The sequence below is a fragment of the Tunturiibacter empetritectus genome (genome assembly GCF_013410875.1).
Classification (GTDB): domain Bacteria; phylum Acidobacteriota; class Terriglobia; order Terriglobales; family Acidobacteriaceae; genus Edaphobacter; species Edaphobacter empetritectus.
The window spans coordinates 1,116,258-1,131,345 of the sequence record NZ_JACCCU010000002.1 but is presented as its reverse complement, the minus strand read 5'-3'; the positions used below and the strand labels follow the sequence as shown (position 1 = coordinate 1,131,345).

Here is a 15,088-nt window from a genome sequence, read left to right as displayed (position 1 = left end):
AGATCAGCAGCGCTCCAGTACCCGGTACTTATCCAGCATGTACGGTTTGTCATTCACGACAACACCCTTGATCTCCACCCAAGCGTGCGAGCGGAACGGCATTATCTGGGCTCCGATGACCATCTCTGCTGCCCACCCATGACGACGCAACAGAAGCGTCGTTGCGGCTGAACGTTGCAAGCACATCACTCGCTTGAAATAAAAGACGCAGGCCAGATCGACGGCATGACACAGGCCGGTGCTTGTCAGGCAATCCTGCTCGCCAACGGGTCGTACCTTCATCTCTCGGACAGTGCGATGAAGGTGTTTGAAGCCGCAGACGCGTAAGATGAATTCGAAATAGAGCAACAATAACCAGCTTTCAAGCACAAGCCGTTTCATGACGGTCTCCGAAGACGACAGGCAGGTTGAGCTCCTTGCACAGAAAAGCGATTCTCCTTGCTAAGGCCTCGATGCGAACAGATAAAGGCAGAACCGGGGAATGTCCTCGTTCTCCGCAGTAGTCCACGATGATGGGAGAACGTTGGGCCGCGCGGTTCTGCAGACGAGCCGCCATCTTCCTGACATGAGCGGGATTACAGCGATCATCGCTGTCTCCGGCTACAAACAATAAGGACGGATAGTCGATATGGTCCCCAATATGGTGGTACGGAGAAGATGCGTACAGAGCGGAGAAGTCCTGCGGATCGTTGACAGTCCCATACTCCTTCCGCCACTTCGCGGCTTGGTTGAAAAATTCGTAACGCACCATGTCCAGAAGCGGAGCGATGCAGAGTACAGCGGTGAACAGATCTGGCCGCTGCGTCATCGCTGCGCAGACCAATAGCCCCGAGTTCGATCCGCCAAAGATGGCAAGCCGAGGCGAAGTCAAACTTTCCCTGTTCAGCCACTCCGCGGCGGCTATGAAATCGCTGAAAGCTACCTGGCGATTTCTTCCTCGGCCAGCTTCGTGCCAATCCTTTCCGAACTCCCCGCCGCCGCGGATGTGGGGCAGCACGAAGGTACAGCCCAGCTCCATCATGATGGACACGAGAACGGAGAACTGTGGCGTCATCGACACACCGAAGCCTCCATAGCTTGTCATCAACACTGGCAATCCACCGCTCAAACCAACTCCTTTGGGAGTCACGAGCGTTATCGGAATGCTCTTTTCGTCTCCGGAGGGGTAATTGGCCTCACGAATAGTGCACAAAGGCGCTATTGGTGTGCATCTCCGGTGCCAGAGGTGTGGCTCGTCGGCGTCAATCTCGTACTCAAACAAGACAAGCGGCTGCGTGAACGATTCGAATGTGTAGAAGACACTATTTCCATGGTCGCCATGGTGAGCCAGCAGTTGAACTGTTCCATTCAGGGGAATGGGTATACGGCCCATATCTTCCCCAGCGAGATTCCAGCAACGCACCGAATGTTCCAGTTGATCCAGATAGTTGATAAAGATTCTGTCGCCGAGCATGATGAGCTCACGGACTGTGCCTGCCTGCTCCGCAATGACCGTCCGGATCTCAGTTCCCGCGAGATCGAGCTCCACGAGCTTCCCCCGGGAGGCATGTTCGTAGCTGAGAGCGAAGAGACGACCTTGTTTCAAAATGGGGCCAAATGGGAGCGTGCGATTTGCGAGCACACAATTCCAGATCTTCGTCTCATCGCGCCGGGCGACCCAGAAATCGACAACGAACTCCCCATCGAGCTCGTGTACGTACAACGCACCCAAATGGATCCCATCGGCTCTTAGGAGCAAGCGGCTTCCACGCGTGCGTGGAGCGCGAAAACATACCTGATCCTCGGCCGGCTCTCCAAACAGGTGGACGCAGATCAAATGCTCTTCCGGTGATTCCAGCACTTCGTGGCAATAATAAAACCCTCGAAGATCCGAAGTGAAGCAGAAGCCTCTCGCATAGCCGGTCTCGATGCTGTCAGGCAAGATGTAACCACTCACAACATCTACAATGTAGATGGCTTTCCGATCTCCGCCATCCCGTTTGAGCTCATAAGCGAGCATCGATCCGTCGTCGGAGACGTGATGGATGCCGACGCTTGTGAAGGGTCCCACCGCCGCAGGGTCGACGAGTAGCCGCTCGAGTCCCGATGTCATGTCTCGAATGTAGATGCTTGCCTGTTCCTGCCCTCTATCGCGCCGACGGTAAAAGTATCGGCCTGCCACTCTTGCGGGCTGATCGACGACTTCGATATCCAGATACTCACGTGCACGCTTTCGAAGCCCGTCGAGATCGATGCAGTCTGCGAAATATTCTTCGCACCTCAAGTGCTGATCGCGGAGCCATTCTTCCGTTTCGGGAAGATTCCGATCTTCAAGCCAGCGATAAGGGTCACGTACCACAACGCCGTGGATGAGTTCTTCGACCGGAGTATGAATTGAGTTGGTTAGTGGCATAGCGCCTCCAGCAGCTTCGGCTCGCGCGCTGCGTTGTCCATGTGCCGCGCAAGACTACGTGCATACGACTGCCGTCGGGGATCAATTCGTTGGGGCGAAGTCAGCCAATCGCCTCTTCCATACAAGGTCGAGGCAACCGCAAGGAGCGGCATATAAATCAATCCCTTATCGAATGAGCCGGCATTGCAGGATCGCAACCAGATCGTTCGATACCTGTCCGTGATCCCCCGGCTCATGAAGCCCCTCAGCTCCGGATCCTTCGTCTTGTTGAGAAGCAACAGGTGCTGTAGGGAAATGAGTGGATTAGCGATATATGCCTCGCACCAGTCAATGAACTGACAACGTCCGCAACGGAACAAGATATTGCCGTAATTGATGTCTCCATGCACGATCGTCTTGGGTAGATCGAGACGCTCCATGCGACTGCATACATCGTCGAATATTTTGCGAATCTCCTGCAGACGTGATCGTTCAAGACGAGGAACCCTGGATGAGGTTTGCAGGCTCATGGCCTCTTCAAGAGAGTCGAATAATGCTTCGGAATGCATTTGAAAGACATCGAAGCCTTGATCGAAGACGCCGGAGTCCATCAGAGTCTGGCTGTGTCCTTGAGTTCTCATTTGAAGTTCAGCTATGGATCCAGCAGCGCCTTCCAAAAAGCAGAAGAGCTTGTAAGGCTCGGTGGTCACCTCCTCGACCTGGGGCCCACCTGACATCAACCAGGCGTTCCATTCTGGCCGTACTGAGACGAAGTGTGGGAGACAATCACCGCTCAGCTCGGACAAATGCTTCGTAATCGGGAGTTCGTGTATGTTTGGCTCGCCCGTCGCCTTCAGCCAATAATTCGTTGCATCGTCCATAGGAAAACGGATAAGGGAGAAAGCCCCACCCGCGTTGTACTGTTCGATTTGGCTCTTGGACGAGAGCTTCGCCGCAGTTTCCCACTCAAGCCATCCAATCGCCTGATCGATCCAGCCGATCTGGGATACTGCGGAATGGCTGGTGCCGGAAAGCAGGGAATCAAGTTGGGCACGCTCCTGTTCGGATAACTCGGCACCCGCAATCTTCTCGAGCGTCACCGGCCTGAGTTCGGAGCTTGCATCGGGAGCAAGGACCTCAGCAACCGCGCAGCGGCAGCAACCGTTCTCCACGGCGAGAAACTCGAGAATGATAACGGGCAGTCCCACTATGGCTTTGATAGCCTTCTGCAATTGCTCCGCTGGACGGGTAAACAGCGGAATCCGAACACGCGGCAGACAGTAGCCTCCAACTGCATCGAACGCCAGCAGCTGGCGGGAGTCAGAACGCACAAGGATGACCCGATACTCGATCATCTCGATAGTAGCTTCGGCGATTGACATTTAGGCCCTCCGCATAGGCCGAGACAAGAGGTTGTTTTGCTTGAGTGATTCGACAAACTCGCGCACGTCACGCTCGACGGTTAAAACATCTTCGCCGGTATCACGCGAAAGACTCGCGGCAATGATCTGCAGACCTTCGCCTCGCTCAAGTCGTTGCCAAACAAAGGCCCCAGTGGAATTGAGCGTAGTGACCGTGCCGTGTTCGATATCGAGGATGGCGGCGCCATCCTGATCGGTGACCGTATGAATATGATTGCTGCCGATGCTCATTGGCTCCTCCAGCTGCTTAATACCCCGCAAGGATGCGGACAATGGAGAAGAGCTTAACCTCAAACCAAGTACTGACCCTGAAAAATCCGACGCATGGCCAAACTTAATCGAAAACTCAGGCCCATATCGGATAGCTGGGTCGCTGCTCTGTCAAGATTCTGTAGGTTCACACGCAATAACGGTCGAAGCTCGAAGTATAAACTTCTCGTCGATAGGGCCCGGAGGAAGTCACTTACTTTCCCTGAGGGCTAATTGGCCGAAATGTAAATTAAAGTCCGATAATCCCAGTGCAACTGTCATCACAGGCGATGATCCAGGTCCAGTCAGCCAGTGCGTGGAACTTGTTCACTAACAAAAGAACGACGTCAGCGGCTTGAGTGTGCACTCAGAAGCGGGAACTTTGTCGGTGGAGAACGTCGAGTAGAACTGTACCTTGGCGCTGGTGGGAAGGGAATTGGGGAAGGACGGCGAGCAGAGTAGGAACTGAAGAAAACCGGCACTCGCAAGCTTTTGCGAAGCATCGCAAAGGATGCGTTGCCTGATGGAAAGGTCTCATCCTGAGATGCAACAACTGTCTGAGTTGGTTCTATCTACGTGCAATTCGCGTCTACGCCCCCACTAAAAGTATGGATAATCATCCTTGCGGTAAGTCTGCACGTGCAATGGCTACGCCTAAGGCACGATCAGCCAAACAACCTCTAACCGAATCACAGAATATTCATCTGGTCGGCAGATCATGAAGGCTTCGGATGATCTGAAGCAGTCCTAACCAAGACGTCTAGCCCGGCTTACATGTCAAGAACCCCAAATTATGTTGAAACCACGATCCCCCAAGGAAAAGTCTGAAGCGAAACCCGCACGCAGATCGTTATAGCGGCACAGCAACGCCGGAGATGCGCTTAAGCTGGTGAATTTCGTCTTGACGAATCGAAATCGCTTCGCCGGCACCGTCAGAGCCGACAAGAAGAGTGTAACGATCCTCATTTCTATCCAAGTAGCCGCATCGTAGATCCGCGCCTCTACGAAACGCATAGAGCCGGCGGCCCCAGCCGGCCTTTGTTGTGTCGCTCTGAATCTCAGAGATACCGGGTATTTCTTCCAAAAGAATGAGAGAGCCTGGAGAGATGGGTGGATCGACACCCTGAAGTGCGCTGCCCTGCGGAAGTAGAACCACTCGATCGTCCAAAGCGCGAAGTTGCGGAAATCGTAGCGACAGCAGCATGGGCCATTCAGCAAATTTCTTGCGGAGTTCCATCCACCGATCCCTCGGAACGGGCATATGAGGTCGGCGAAACTTTCCCGATAGATCCGCAAAGTGTCTTGTATTGAGAAGAGTATCGAGAGAATACCTCCCTAGATCAGAGGGCATAGGCTGCTGCACCCTGAGGGCATCGGTGTAACGCGTCAGATGCATCACGGAGAGTCGGATCAGTGCATCGACATGGGGCATAGATGACGTATGGCGCCGATAGCGCCGTTCCGTCCTGCCGCTGAGTTTCGTATGGAAGATTGACTCCATCGTCTCTTGAATGCGCGGAAGATCCTGACGCGATCTCCGAAACCGGCGATGTTTCGTCCCGAACAGCCGATCCATTGAGGAATGCTCCCAGGGAAGGACCAGCGGAGCGTTGTGCTCAGACATTGGAAGAGAGTGGAGTAACGAATAGTCGGGCAGCGGAAGGCTCAACGCGAACATGCGTATTCTTCCTGCAATCCTCACGTCTTTCGGAAAAGCGAACTCATGAGGGCCGTTATGTCTTCGACCGGAGACTAGCAATATGAGCTTTCCTCGGCTGACGACACAGCGACTGCAACGGTATCCGTTACCGAACTGAAGCAGATAGATTGCTCTTGGGTTTGGACGCGATTGTTCTGCTTCGTCTATCGGCACTACAAGAGCAATTGCACCGGGCGGCAGGCTGGAGCCCAGGCTGTCTTCTGTTCCGACGTGCACATAGAATGCGCGTGGCTGACGCCAATCGGCATTCTCCAAGGCATGGATAGGAACGTTGCCTTGCCACTCCGGGACAAGTTCATGTAGGGTGGCATTCCTGGTAAAGATCTCATCAACGCCCAACTGTGAGGGCAGGTCAACCGGAAGATCGCGCTCGAATGGGTAAGTTTCAATGATGTGAGTGCGTCCGGCGTTTAATCTGAGGTCATACTCTCTGATTCTCTCCAACTCGTATCCGAAGAGTCGGTGCGCACCATCAAGAGTCAGCGAGAAGGCATTCGCAACCTCAAGAACGGCGTGAAGAGTGGGATGATCCTTGGTGCGGCGGAGATTCGAAAGCAGGTTCTTTGTCAAAAGCTCTCTTCTCTCTTGCGCCCGATATTCCTTTTCGTCGACGGGTGGAACGTTACGAAACAGCCCGCGGAGATGGATGAGTGTGTCGGCGATTTGCTCGCGTGGGACAAAACTATACACAATGAGCAGCCTCCTCAAAGAAGCTCAGCACGGGAGTCGGAATGACGAAATGAACAGGAGAGCCCTTAGCAGCAGGATCGTACAGAATCCATGTAAAGAATATTTACTTCAAAGTTTGCCTATTGCCTATATGGCGCGAGCCGACGATATGAGCAATTTTGTGCCTCGACATAAGGTAACGCAACAGGAAATATTCGGCTTCGTCGCCAAACGCGAGAATCCGTCCGATTAGCGGTTTTAGAGATGTTTCGCAGTGAGCTTCAGTTCTTAGCATATTTTGGTTAGGATGAGGACCTTCAAAGCCTCCGCGAGTCAGCTCTTAGGGGCATTTCCTTCGCGCGCTTGGCCAGTCCGTCTACAGACCTTACCGCACTCCCCTTCGACGCCTGGACAATCATCCAGCCGTTCGTGACTGTCACTTTGATCCGCCGTAGCTCTGCTCGTCTAGCATTACTCTCTCAGCCTCCGACACATTTCAAGTCGGGCTCTCCAGTTTCATTGAGAGAGTAAATTTGGCCAATCGCATAATTTCTGTTGCATGTCCACCATCTCACTGCCAAGCTTGCGGCACGGAGCCAGTCCGGCTCCAATGTCACACTGATTGCTCTTTCTTTCGCTGAGTAGGGAGCTATGTACGATTGGGCCGAGTTGTGCCATTTCAATTATTTGCCTACGATCCTGAAGAAACAGGGGTTCGGAGTCGCTGCAGAGGAACCGCAAACCTCACGGTCGAAGTTGATCCTCCATGTGCGGTGGCTGCAGTGGTGCGTTTTAGTCCGACTCGTCCACAAAATGAAGAAGAGTCGTATCCGACCTGCCGAAACCAGGATTGCGTTGACTACCCTTGCCCGGTCGCATTTGGGTGTGTCCTGCTAGGCGGATATGAGCCTGTTTCGCAGGTTCCGAGCTCTGCACAAAAATGACTCCAATTTGTGTAGTTTTCTCCAACGATGGGGATTACTGTGCCATCCCACGGAAGAAGGTCTAATCGGCGCAAGTGTAGGAACAGAGCTGCGCAATATCTAGCCCCTCCATTTCGTTTTATTCCAGAATCGCTGACGCAGAAAGGCATTTCCCACGCATCATAACCTCTACTTTGAAGGCAGGTCTCCATGCAGAGCAAGAATCCATTGGAAGTCACCATCATGATTGTCGTCATCGCTCAGGAGGGCAATTTCGTCCGGGCCTCGAAGAAGCTGGGAATTACTCCGCCATCACTCACCAGAAGAGTCACGTTGCTGGAGCAAAGCATCGGCGTCAAGCTGTTCGACAGATCGACGCGCAAGGTGGATCTTACCGCTGCAGGAAGGCTCTTCGTTCAGGAGGCATCTCTCTCGATCAGCCATGCGGAACGTGCTTGGGATCTCGCCCGATTTCAGGCTCAGATTGAGACCGGCCCCTATCGCATCGGGTATTCTCCCTACACTCACAATGCGTTCCTACCGCTTTTGAACAGGCTGAGCCCGGCGTCTCATCCTCCCGGCGATGAACCTTCCGGAATCGTCCTTGAGACAGCGAATACTCTAGAGTTGGTGGAGCGAGTTCTTCAGGGCCGTCTACACGTCGCCTTGGGAGTTGGCCCCATCGTTGACCGCGATCTGTGGGTACAGCGCGTCGGACAGGAGGGATTCTCGGTCTGCCTGCCAAGGAACCACCGGTTGGCTCAGAAGGTAGCGGTGACCGCACATGACCTGGACCGCGAAATGATCTTCTGGATGCCACGATCGTTGCAGCCACGGTTCTATGGACGGGTAATGAGATATATGGCCAGCCTGTCTGTACGACCGGTATTCAAAGAGGTCAAAAGTACGACGCACGCTCTTGAGTTCACTGTTCATGGCTTTGGTATCGCCTTGCTGCCCCGTTCTTCTGTGGCCCATATCTCCTATTCCGGAATTGTTTTCAAGCCGCTTGCTGATCGCTATCTCGGAATTGAGATCGCGCTCTTCATGAGGCGCGATCAACGGTACGGCAAACTCAAAGAGATCGCAGATGGATTTCTCTCTCAACTCTTGGCTCTCAGGATTGAAATCAATTGAGGGTCAGATAGGTATCCTGCGGTCGAAGTATGGATCGCTCCCGACCACCTGACTTCTGAGGGTTTATGCATACATCCACTTGGATCATTCCCTCGATGTGCGAATCTCTGTAACGTGCCGCCAGCCGCCATCATTCGCCACATGCGCGACCAGGTTGATGGATCGCCTGCACTCCTCGGCGACTTCATGCAAAGGAACGCCGTTCGAGCCACGCATGGCAAGCTGTGCGAGACGCCGCAGAGCGTCTCCGGCGTTGTTGGCGTGGATCGTCGAGAGCGATCCGCGATGGCCGGTGTTGAGGGCGTCCAGAAAGACACGCGCCTCCGGTCCACGAATCTCCCCTACTATAATTCTGTCCGGTCTGTGGCGGAGTGCCGCTTTTAGCAAATCGCTGAATCCGATCTGGCTCTTGTGAGTATCGAGTTGGGCCTCAGCGGATATGACATGCCGCTTCCGTATGTAGAGTTCGGCAACGTCTTCAATGATGAAGATTCGGTCGCTATCGGGGATAAAGCCGGCTATGACGTTTATCAAAGTCGTTTTTCCCGCGCCGGTTCCACCAGAGATCAGGAGATTGTCTCCACGGCGAATCGCATCCGTGAGCTGTTGCGCCTGCTCGACATTGAGCATTCTGCGCTCAATCAAATCTTCTACCGTGAAGTCGCGCGAGGTAAACTTGCGAATGGTCATCATGGGCAGCGGATTGACCACAGGCGGGATGAGCGCCGCCATACGGCTGCCATCGGGCAGGCGCAGGTTGAGAATTGGGCTGTCTGCGTCGAGCTTTTTGCCGAAGCGGTTGGCGATCACTTCGAGGCTCGTCAACAACGCTCCCTCATCAAATCTGATCTCTGACAACAGTTCGATGTTGCCCTTCTCCTCCATCCACACAGAACCATCGGGATTCACCATGATCTCGGAAACTGCTTTGTTGGACAGAAGATGTTCGATGGGCTTGAGAAACGGAATAATAACTTCGAAGCTCATCGTTTATTCCTCTTACCGGTTGAATGTCCGCGATCAAAAATGTCGTGGTCGTGGTGGTGGTAATGTGGGAATCGCAAAGCGATTTCCAAGGTCGGTGGGAAGGGGGAAACGGCAGCATCGTTTCTGTGCTTTCCACTGCCCGTCATTTCCACCGCCTTCATGTAGAAATCTTGTCTGGATCGAAGCCGATCTGCTGCTGCTCAAACCAACTCATATTGCTGGGCAGGAAATCAGGCTTGAGATAGCAATACGTGGGCGGCAGAGGGCTGATGCCGTCGAACGCAACGACTACGGACTGTGCATTCTTCAGGTCGAAGAAGACCTTCTCTTCAAAGAGTGGTTCCTTATGTTTCTGGTACTGCTTCGAGGCAGAGACAGAACCTTTACTGGACGAGGTGCGGCCACTCAAAAGTCCAACGTTTGCATTGGTGTTGGATTCTGAGACGGTATAGCTGATGCGGGTACGGTCTGCTTTGCCGCACAACTCAGACGCGTATCGTGCCGTCTCTGGGTCTGTCGTTGTCAGAAAGACCTTGGTACGGAGAGCCTGTAGCAGGGTCATGACTCCTTCGTTGGGAAGAGCCTCTTTGAGGCTTGAGACGCTCTGGGTTGCGACAATGGGAATGCACTTCGGTTGCCGAGACATCGAGTAGAAGCGCTCATCGCCAGTCGGATTGTCACCACCGACTGTAGCGAAGTTCTGGTACTCGTCGCAAATGAATACCGTTGGACGGAAGTGCCGTTCGGGGTGAGCATCCATAATCGGGATGCGTAGCTGAACGGCACGCTGGTAGTCGATCTTCATGAAGGTGCCGATGGTCTTGGCGAGCGCGGGGTTGAGAGCCACCGGGAAGTTCAGGCCGACGATTCTGCCGGATTCGATCAGTTCGTCGAACGGTGGAAGTACCCGCCCTTTGAGGTCGGAGGAACAGGGTTTGCCTTCGTACAGCTCTTTGGGCGGACAGAAGACCCGACGGACCTTGGCGTCGGTCTCAAAGAGAGACAGAAAGACGACAATACCCTGCACGATCGAAGTCTTGACCTCGGAGCGAAAGAACTTCCAGTGTTCCCAGTACCAATACTGGACGCTCTCGAAGTGGTCTCGCTGTTCAGCTTGGTATGGCCTTCGAGTGTAAACAGCAAATTCTGCTGACGTGTGTTGGATCAGCAACTGTTCCAAAGCCTCGGTCCAGGCTACGAGGTAAAGTTCCTCGTCTTCGCGCCACTCGAATCCCACCGGGGACAACAGACCCTCATGCTCCAGGTATGCTTCCGTATCGATACCGATATAGCTGGTTGTGCTAAAGCGCGTTCCAACTTCGATCATGAGTTCTTCGAGTCGTCCGGCGCTGATGACGGTGCGGAAGATATCGACCATCGTCAGGTATCCGTCGCGGATGCGGTGGAGCAGGATCACGTACCGGACAAGGTCTGTATAAGACTGCTGCCAGAAGGGCTCCTTACCCTTGCCCCATATCGAAGTAATGATGGAGGCGATGTTGAATGCCTGCGCGTAGGCGTCGAGAGTATTATTTAGCGGGTTATAGCGCAGATCGCCATCGAGGGAAATTTCGTCATAGTCGGTCTCTCGCCCGCACCACATAAGGATGCGTTGGAGTTGGCGGCATAGGTCCCCTTTGACCTCAAGGACGATGCCCGAGAGCTTTCTTTCCGGATCATCGGCACGGTATGCGAATAACTGGCGCATCGCCGGCAGGATCAGGCCGAGGGTTTTGCCAGAGCCGATGGAACCGAAGGAGGCGATGCCGGTATAGAGACCCCGTTCCGGGATGGAGAGCCATCGCGGGGTCGGACTGGGTCGCGGAACGAGCTGACGATGTACCTCGCCAAGTACCAGCGATAGCTCCTGCCTGATGCGTGGATCGACGAATGGCGGCAGCGATCCGGCAGCGTGCTCCAGCTCTTTTCTATATATATGGACATAGATCAGAGAGAACATCATGGAGAACACTAGGAACGGTGTGCTGTAGAGGAACAGGTTATAGCTCCATACCAGATCGAGATAGATTGATGACCGTTCGAGTGAGATCAACCGCAGTAAAGGGTTCACCTGATTGATCGGGTAAAGGCTATTAAGGACGATGCCGCAGGCTGCGCTGAGTCCAAGCGACAGCAGGATGCGGTACTCGACCAGGGGACGGACGATCTGTTGAAAAGTTGCGCTTAGACGCATACGGATCACGTCTCCTCTTAAGCGTGGGGCGTGCTGCTGTTTGGAGTGGAATCGATTTTGCGAACCGGTTCAGTTGTGCCTTTGATCGGCGTCGCCTGAATTCTTTGCTCGCTGGGAGGACGTGAGGACTGGCTGACTTTGTACTTGAGGAAGTCCTCCTCCTGTGTCAGAGCGAAACGCAGAAGCTCGTTGATGATGTACTTGCGTTCGTTATCCGACCACTGACACATCAGGTCGATGTCGTTTGAGATGCTGTCCTCGATATTGGTCTTCAGGAGCACGAGCCGAACCTTACTGGCACCATGCTCGATCTTGAATCTACTCATTTGCAGTTTCCTCCGTGGCCGGGATACGGCCTCGTCTTGAACTTGTACCGGACTAATCCGGTACCTCCTCTAGCCAGAGCCAGGTACTCACCTCAGCCAAGTCAGGTACAGGCTTCGGACTGGACGAGGTACCAACTCTGGACCTGACGTGGTATCTGATTGGGTCAACGGCAGGTCGGGGGTGGGAGCGACCAGCGCGGCGAAGCCGACGCGGAAGTGCGGCGCACTGGGGTCGCTCCCACCCCCTGCATACACCCCTCCCTGACCCCATCCACTAGCGCAAATCTCTGTATATAAGTCACTTATCCTCCAACAAGGGGGTATCGTGGTGGATATGGTGATGGGTATCGTCATCCTCGACAGAGAAAGACTCGGGCTGCGTCGGATCTAATGGGTAGCGAGAGGGGAGGACCACAGTGGAGAAGGTCACACGCATGGAAGTCTGGAGAAACCGTTGGCGGACCTTCTCCACTGTGGTGCTCCCCGCCTTCCACGCCGAGTAGAGAGCCTGGTGCTCCAGCGAGGTGTAGAGTAATCCGCCCTCCCGCAGAGTTTTCAGATCGCTCGACAGAACGCCGCGGCCACCCATCTCGGACTGCTGACGGACGGCGAGATATTCGAGGAAGTGATCGACGCCGAGCGGTGTCACGGCAGTGACTCCGCGCAGGCGGTCTGCGGGCAGAAAGCGGTTGAAGGTGGTTTTGGCTCTGGCGGAGTTACTGCTGGTGGCGGTGACGTAAACCAACTCGAACTCGCCGAGCGCCCCAAACAGTGGTTGGTACTGTTTGAGGTAGCGCTCGAAGCGAGCTGTTGTCGCCTGTCCCTCGTCGAAGAAGGCGAAGCGTGGAATGCCAGCGTTCGAGACGAGGATGGGGAACCCATCCGAGAAATACATCAGGCGTCCGGCGTGACTGCGAGGCAGCAGTTCCGACCGGACACCACACTGCGTAGTGAAGAAGTCAACTTTGTTGACTTCTTCAACGAGCATGTTCGCGCTTAGGTGTGCGAGGACGAAGTCCAGCACCATGAGGCGCGATTTGATGTGAGCGTCGCCCTTAATGCGGCGATTCTGGGAGTGTGGCCGTTCGATGGCGGCGTAAAGAGTCTTCGATTTCAGGTGGTAAATGTGCCAGCCCCGACCGCATTCGATGACCTGAATATGGTTATGTCGATCCGCTTTGCGGAGCATCCGATCAAGCGCAGTACCGCCGTCGCGACAAGCGAAGCGGTTGTACTGACGGCGCAGGAAGTAGCCGGAGTGAACGGCAACCAGATACAGAAATGAAGCCTCCCTTTCCAGGTAGCCGATGGCTTCGAGTGATGAGATCGGATCGTAGTCCATGGTCATAGCTCCAGAATGTCTCCCAGGGGATAGTGTTCGTCTTCGATCTTGGAGATGATGGTGGCTCGGTCTGCGGCAGAGGCATAGTTCCGGAAGCCAGCGTGGCCTTTGGATCGGAGATGGCCGGCATGGTAGGCGGCGGTTAGGACTTCGATGTCCTCGTGGCCGGTGCGTGATCGGTCGTCCGCATCTACGGTCTGCTCCATATCGCGGGGAAGGTCATATTCGATTCGAGCGTCAGGGATCTGGATTTTTCCATCGACGAACGGCAACTCCAGGCGTTCGGCGACCTCGTGCTTGATCTCGGCCATGTCGCGTTTGGGATCGGCTTTGCGTTCGGCGTGGATCGCCTTCTGTACCTGCGACTTGATCTCGAAATCGAGTTTCACTCGAAGATTCGAGCCACCCTTCTCCGTGATCTTCTGTACCTCTTTCCGATAAGCGCGGTAGATTTGGGAGTCGTGCTCCACCTCGCGCGGCTTTACTAGTCCTGCATAGAGCCTCTGGTCTTTCGGCAGGTCGCCCTGCTTGAGAAGCAAGCGGCGACCGTCCTGGGTCAAGGTGGCAACCTCGACGCGCTCAATCGTGCGCCGCCTTCCGTCGCGACGCAGATTGACCTGAGAGGTTTCGACGAGACCTTTGTCTCGGAGATACCGAAGGTCATTCTCAAGAGGACGTGATTTTCCGTTGTAAAGCGTCTCGCGGAGGTCCGCGACGCGGACGACGCGAAAGCGCCCAGCTTCGCTCAGGAGTTGTTTCTCTTCTGGGCGCAATTCAAGTCCGACGATGTTACTCGCTGTCCGAGACGGACGCCGAGGATCGGCGGATGGCTCGGGACGGCGACGGTCACGCGGAACATCTCGCGCACCCTTGTCACGCGGGCGTTTCTCCCGAGGACAGGTGCGGCGAGAGTCCTCATCCTTCACCTCCAGAGACTTTAGGCGATGGCGAATCGGGTTGTTAGGGACCTTGCGGGAGACGGACCATTCGCCGGGCTGTGGGGCAACGCGTTCGTCGCCATCGCGACGACGCGGCGGTTCCTGGGGGATGTCGATTCTCATGCGGCCTCCCCGTCATCGCCGCGCCCTGCGGGAGCGGGCGCGAAGTCAATCGCGGTCTGGGTATTCGCAGGCTTCGCGGACGACTTCTTCTGGCGGTTGGCTGGGGGAGAAGGCAAGATGGTTTCGTTAGAAACCGGTGGAGCCTTAGGAAGTTGGCCTACGACACGACGGACGTCGTAGTCGTCCACGTGCGTGAAACGGTTCATTTGCTTGTCGGCAAACTCGCGCATTGCACGGATACTGGCGACAAGATCGGGCGTGCGCTCCATATATTGGTCTTCGTTGGACATAGTTACTGTTCCTCCTCTGCACCACCGAAGCGAGAGAGAATCTCTTCGGACAGTTCACTTTGTCCGGTCTGAATCTCCTGATCGAGATGCCGGAGCTTGCGACCGGCATCTCGGAGGAAGAACTTACGCTCGATCCAGATGGTGACGCCAAGGATGTTGGCGAAGAGCAGAGCGCAGTAAAGCGCGATGCTCTGAAGATCGTGATGAAGAATGAAGCTGCGCCAGGGAGTGAGGAAGCGCAGTTCCGCGCTCAGCCAGAATCCGAGCGCGAGAAAGATCAGAGTGGCAACGAATACAGCGTTGGCGAACATTGGGTTCCTTCCGCCGCGATGGCGAAGCGGCAATTTCAGAAAAAGAGCGGAGAGGCGTTAGCCTCTCCGTGAAGAAGGCTGGACAAC

The 15,088-nt window shown here is 54.8% G+C and carries 13 protein-coding genes; 2 read left to right on the top strand and 11 right to left on the bottom strand.

The window, feature by feature from the left end; all coding sequences use genetic code 11:
* Window positions 1-3: 3 nt before the first annotated feature.
* The 5 genes from HDF08_RS17010 to HDF08_RS16990 all read right to left on the bottom strand — a co-directional run bounded on the left by HDF08_RS17010 (window position 4) and on the right by HDF08_RS16990 (window position 6,205).
* Window positions 4-381 carry a lasso peptide biosynthesis B2 protein gene (locus HDF08_RS17010; protein ID WP_179639770.1) on the bottom strand — a complete coding sequence of 126 codons (378 nt, stop codon included), beginning with the start codon at window positions 379-381 and terminating at the stop codon, window positions 4-6.
* Window positions 362-2,392: a prolyl oligopeptidase family serine peptidase gene (locus tag HDF08_RS17005; RefSeq protein ID WP_179639769.1), complete on the bottom strand. Its 2,031-nt coding sequence runs from the start codon at window positions 2,390-2,392 to the stop codon at window positions 362-364. Before HDF08_RS17005 ends, HDF08_RS17010 begins: the two co-directional genes overlap by 20 nt.
* Window positions 2,383-3,753, bottom strand: coding sequence for a phosphotransferase (locus tag HDF08_RS17000; RefSeq protein WP_179639768.1), 1,371 nt, complete (start codon window positions 3,751-3,753; stop codon window positions 2,383-2,385). The genes HDF08_RS17005 and HDF08_RS17000 overlap by 10 nt, the downstream gene beginning before the upstream one ends.
* Window positions 3,754-4,023: a PqqD family protein gene (locus HDF08_RS16995; RefSeq protein ID WP_179639767.1), complete on the bottom strand. Its 270-nt coding sequence runs from the start codon at window positions 4,021-4,023 to the stop codon at window positions 3,754-3,756.
* Between the two features lie 868 nt (window positions 4,024-4,891).
* Window positions 4,892-6,205, bottom strand: coding sequence for a hypothetical protein (locus HDF08_RS16990; RefSeq protein ID WP_179639766.1), 1,314 nt, complete (start codon window positions 6,203-6,205; stop codon window positions 4,892-4,894).
* 1,358 nt (window positions 6,206-7,563) lie between these two features.
* Here HDF08_RS16990 and HDF08_RS16985 point away from each other — a divergent pair.
* On the top strand, window positions 7,564-8,490 hold the full coding sequence (locus tag HDF08_RS16985) for a LysR family transcriptional regulator (protein WP_179639765.1): 927 nt from the start codon (window positions 7,564-7,566) through the stop codon (window positions 8,488-8,490).
* 84 nt (window positions 8,491-8,574) lie between these two features.
* On the opposite strand, the gene HDF08_RS16980 is transcribed toward HDF08_RS16985, so the two are convergent.
* The 6 genes from HDF08_RS16980 to HDF08_RS16955 form a co-directional block, all read right to left on the bottom strand.
* The gene (locus tag HDF08_RS16980) at window positions 8,575-9,477 is read right to left on the bottom strand and encodes a TadA family conjugal transfer-associated ATPase (protein ID WP_179639764.1); all 903 of its coding nucleotides are present in this window, start codon (window positions 9,475-9,477) and stop codon (window positions 8,575-8,577) included.
* Between the two features lie 157 nt (window positions 9,478-9,634).
* The gene (locus tag HDF08_RS16975) at window positions 9,635-11,671 is read right to left on the bottom strand and encodes a type IV secretory system conjugative DNA transfer family protein (protein WP_179639763.1); all 2,037 of its coding nucleotides are present in this window, start codon (window positions 11,669-11,671) and stop codon (window positions 9,635-9,637) included.
* A gap of 17 nt (window positions 11,672-11,688) precedes the next feature.
* Window positions 11,689-11,997 carry a hypothetical protein gene (locus HDF08_RS16970; RefSeq protein ID WP_179639762.1) on the bottom strand — a complete coding sequence of 103 codons (309 nt, stop codon included), beginning with the start codon at window positions 11,995-11,997 and terminating at the stop codon, window positions 11,689-11,691.
* Between the two features lie 298 nt (window positions 11,998-12,295).
* Complete coding sequence (locus HDF08_RS16965; RefSeq protein ID WP_179639761.1) at window positions 12,296-13,339, bottom strand: hypothetical protein; 1,044 nt, start codon at window positions 13,337-13,339, stop codon at window positions 12,296-12,298.
* Window positions 13,340-13,341: 2 nt separating this feature from the next.
* Window positions 13,342-14,400: a hypothetical protein gene (locus HDF08_RS16960; protein ID WP_179639760.1), complete on the bottom strand. Its 1,059-nt coding sequence runs from the start codon at window positions 14,398-14,400 to the stop codon at window positions 13,342-13,344.
* On the bottom strand, window positions 14,397-14,690 hold the full coding sequence (locus HDF08_RS16955; RefSeq protein ID WP_179639759.1) for a hypothetical protein: 294 nt from the start codon (window positions 14,688-14,690) through the stop codon (window positions 14,397-14,399). The genes HDF08_RS16960 and HDF08_RS16955 overlap by 4 nt, the downstream gene beginning before the upstream one ends.
* A gap of 59 nt (window positions 14,691-14,749) precedes the next feature.
* On the opposite strand from HDF08_RS16955, the gene HDF08_RS16950 reads away from it, so the two are divergent.
* A complete protein-coding gene (locus HDF08_RS16950; protein ID WP_179639758.1) occupies window positions 14,750-15,073 on the top strand; it encodes a hypothetical protein in 324 nt (107 codons plus the stop codon).
* Window positions 15,074-15,088 lie beyond the last annotated feature (15 nt).

Coding starts and splice junctions, on each gene's coding strand:
- HDF08_RS17010 (WP_179639770.1), bottom strand. CDS start 381: ATGAAACGGCTTGTGCTTGAAAGCTGGTTATTGTTGCTCTATTTCGAA.
- HDF08_RS17005 (WP_179639769.1), bottom strand. CDS start 2,392: ATGCCACTAACCAACTCAATTCATACTCCGGTCGAAGAACTCATCCAC.
- HDF08_RS17000 (WP_179639768.1), bottom strand. CDS start 3,753: ATGTCAATCGCCGAAGCTACTATCGAGATGATCGAGTATCGGGTCATC.
- HDF08_RS16995 (WP_179639767.1), bottom strand. CDS start 4,023: ATGAGCATCGGCAGCAATCATATTCATACGGTCACCGATCAGGATGGC.
- HDF08_RS16985 (WP_179639765.1), top strand. CDS start 7,564: ATGCAGAGCAAGAATCCATTGGAAGTCACCATCATGATTGTCGTCATC.
- HDF08_RS16980 (WP_179639764.1), bottom strand. CDS start 9,477: ATGAGCTTCGAAGTTATTATTCCGTTTCTCAAGCCCATCGAACATCTT.
- HDF08_RS16975 (WP_179639763.1), bottom strand. CDS start 11,671: ATGCGTCTAAGCGCAACTTTTCAACAGATCGTCCGTCCCCTGGTCGAG.
- HDF08_RS16970 (WP_179639762.1), bottom strand. CDS start 11,997: ATGAGTAGATTCAAGATCGAGCATGGTGCCAGTAAGGTTCGGCTCGTG.
- HDF08_RS16965 (WP_179639761.1), bottom strand. CDS start 13,339: ATGGACTACGATCCGATCTCATCACTCGAAGCCATCGGCTACCTGGAA.
- HDF08_RS16960 (WP_179639760.1), bottom strand. CDS start 14,400: ATGAGAATCGACATCCCCCAGGAACCGCCGCGTCGTCGCGATGGCGAC.
- HDF08_RS16955 (WP_179639759.1), bottom strand. CDS start 14,690: ATGTCCAACGAAGACCAATATATGGAGCGCACGCCCGATCTTGTCGCC.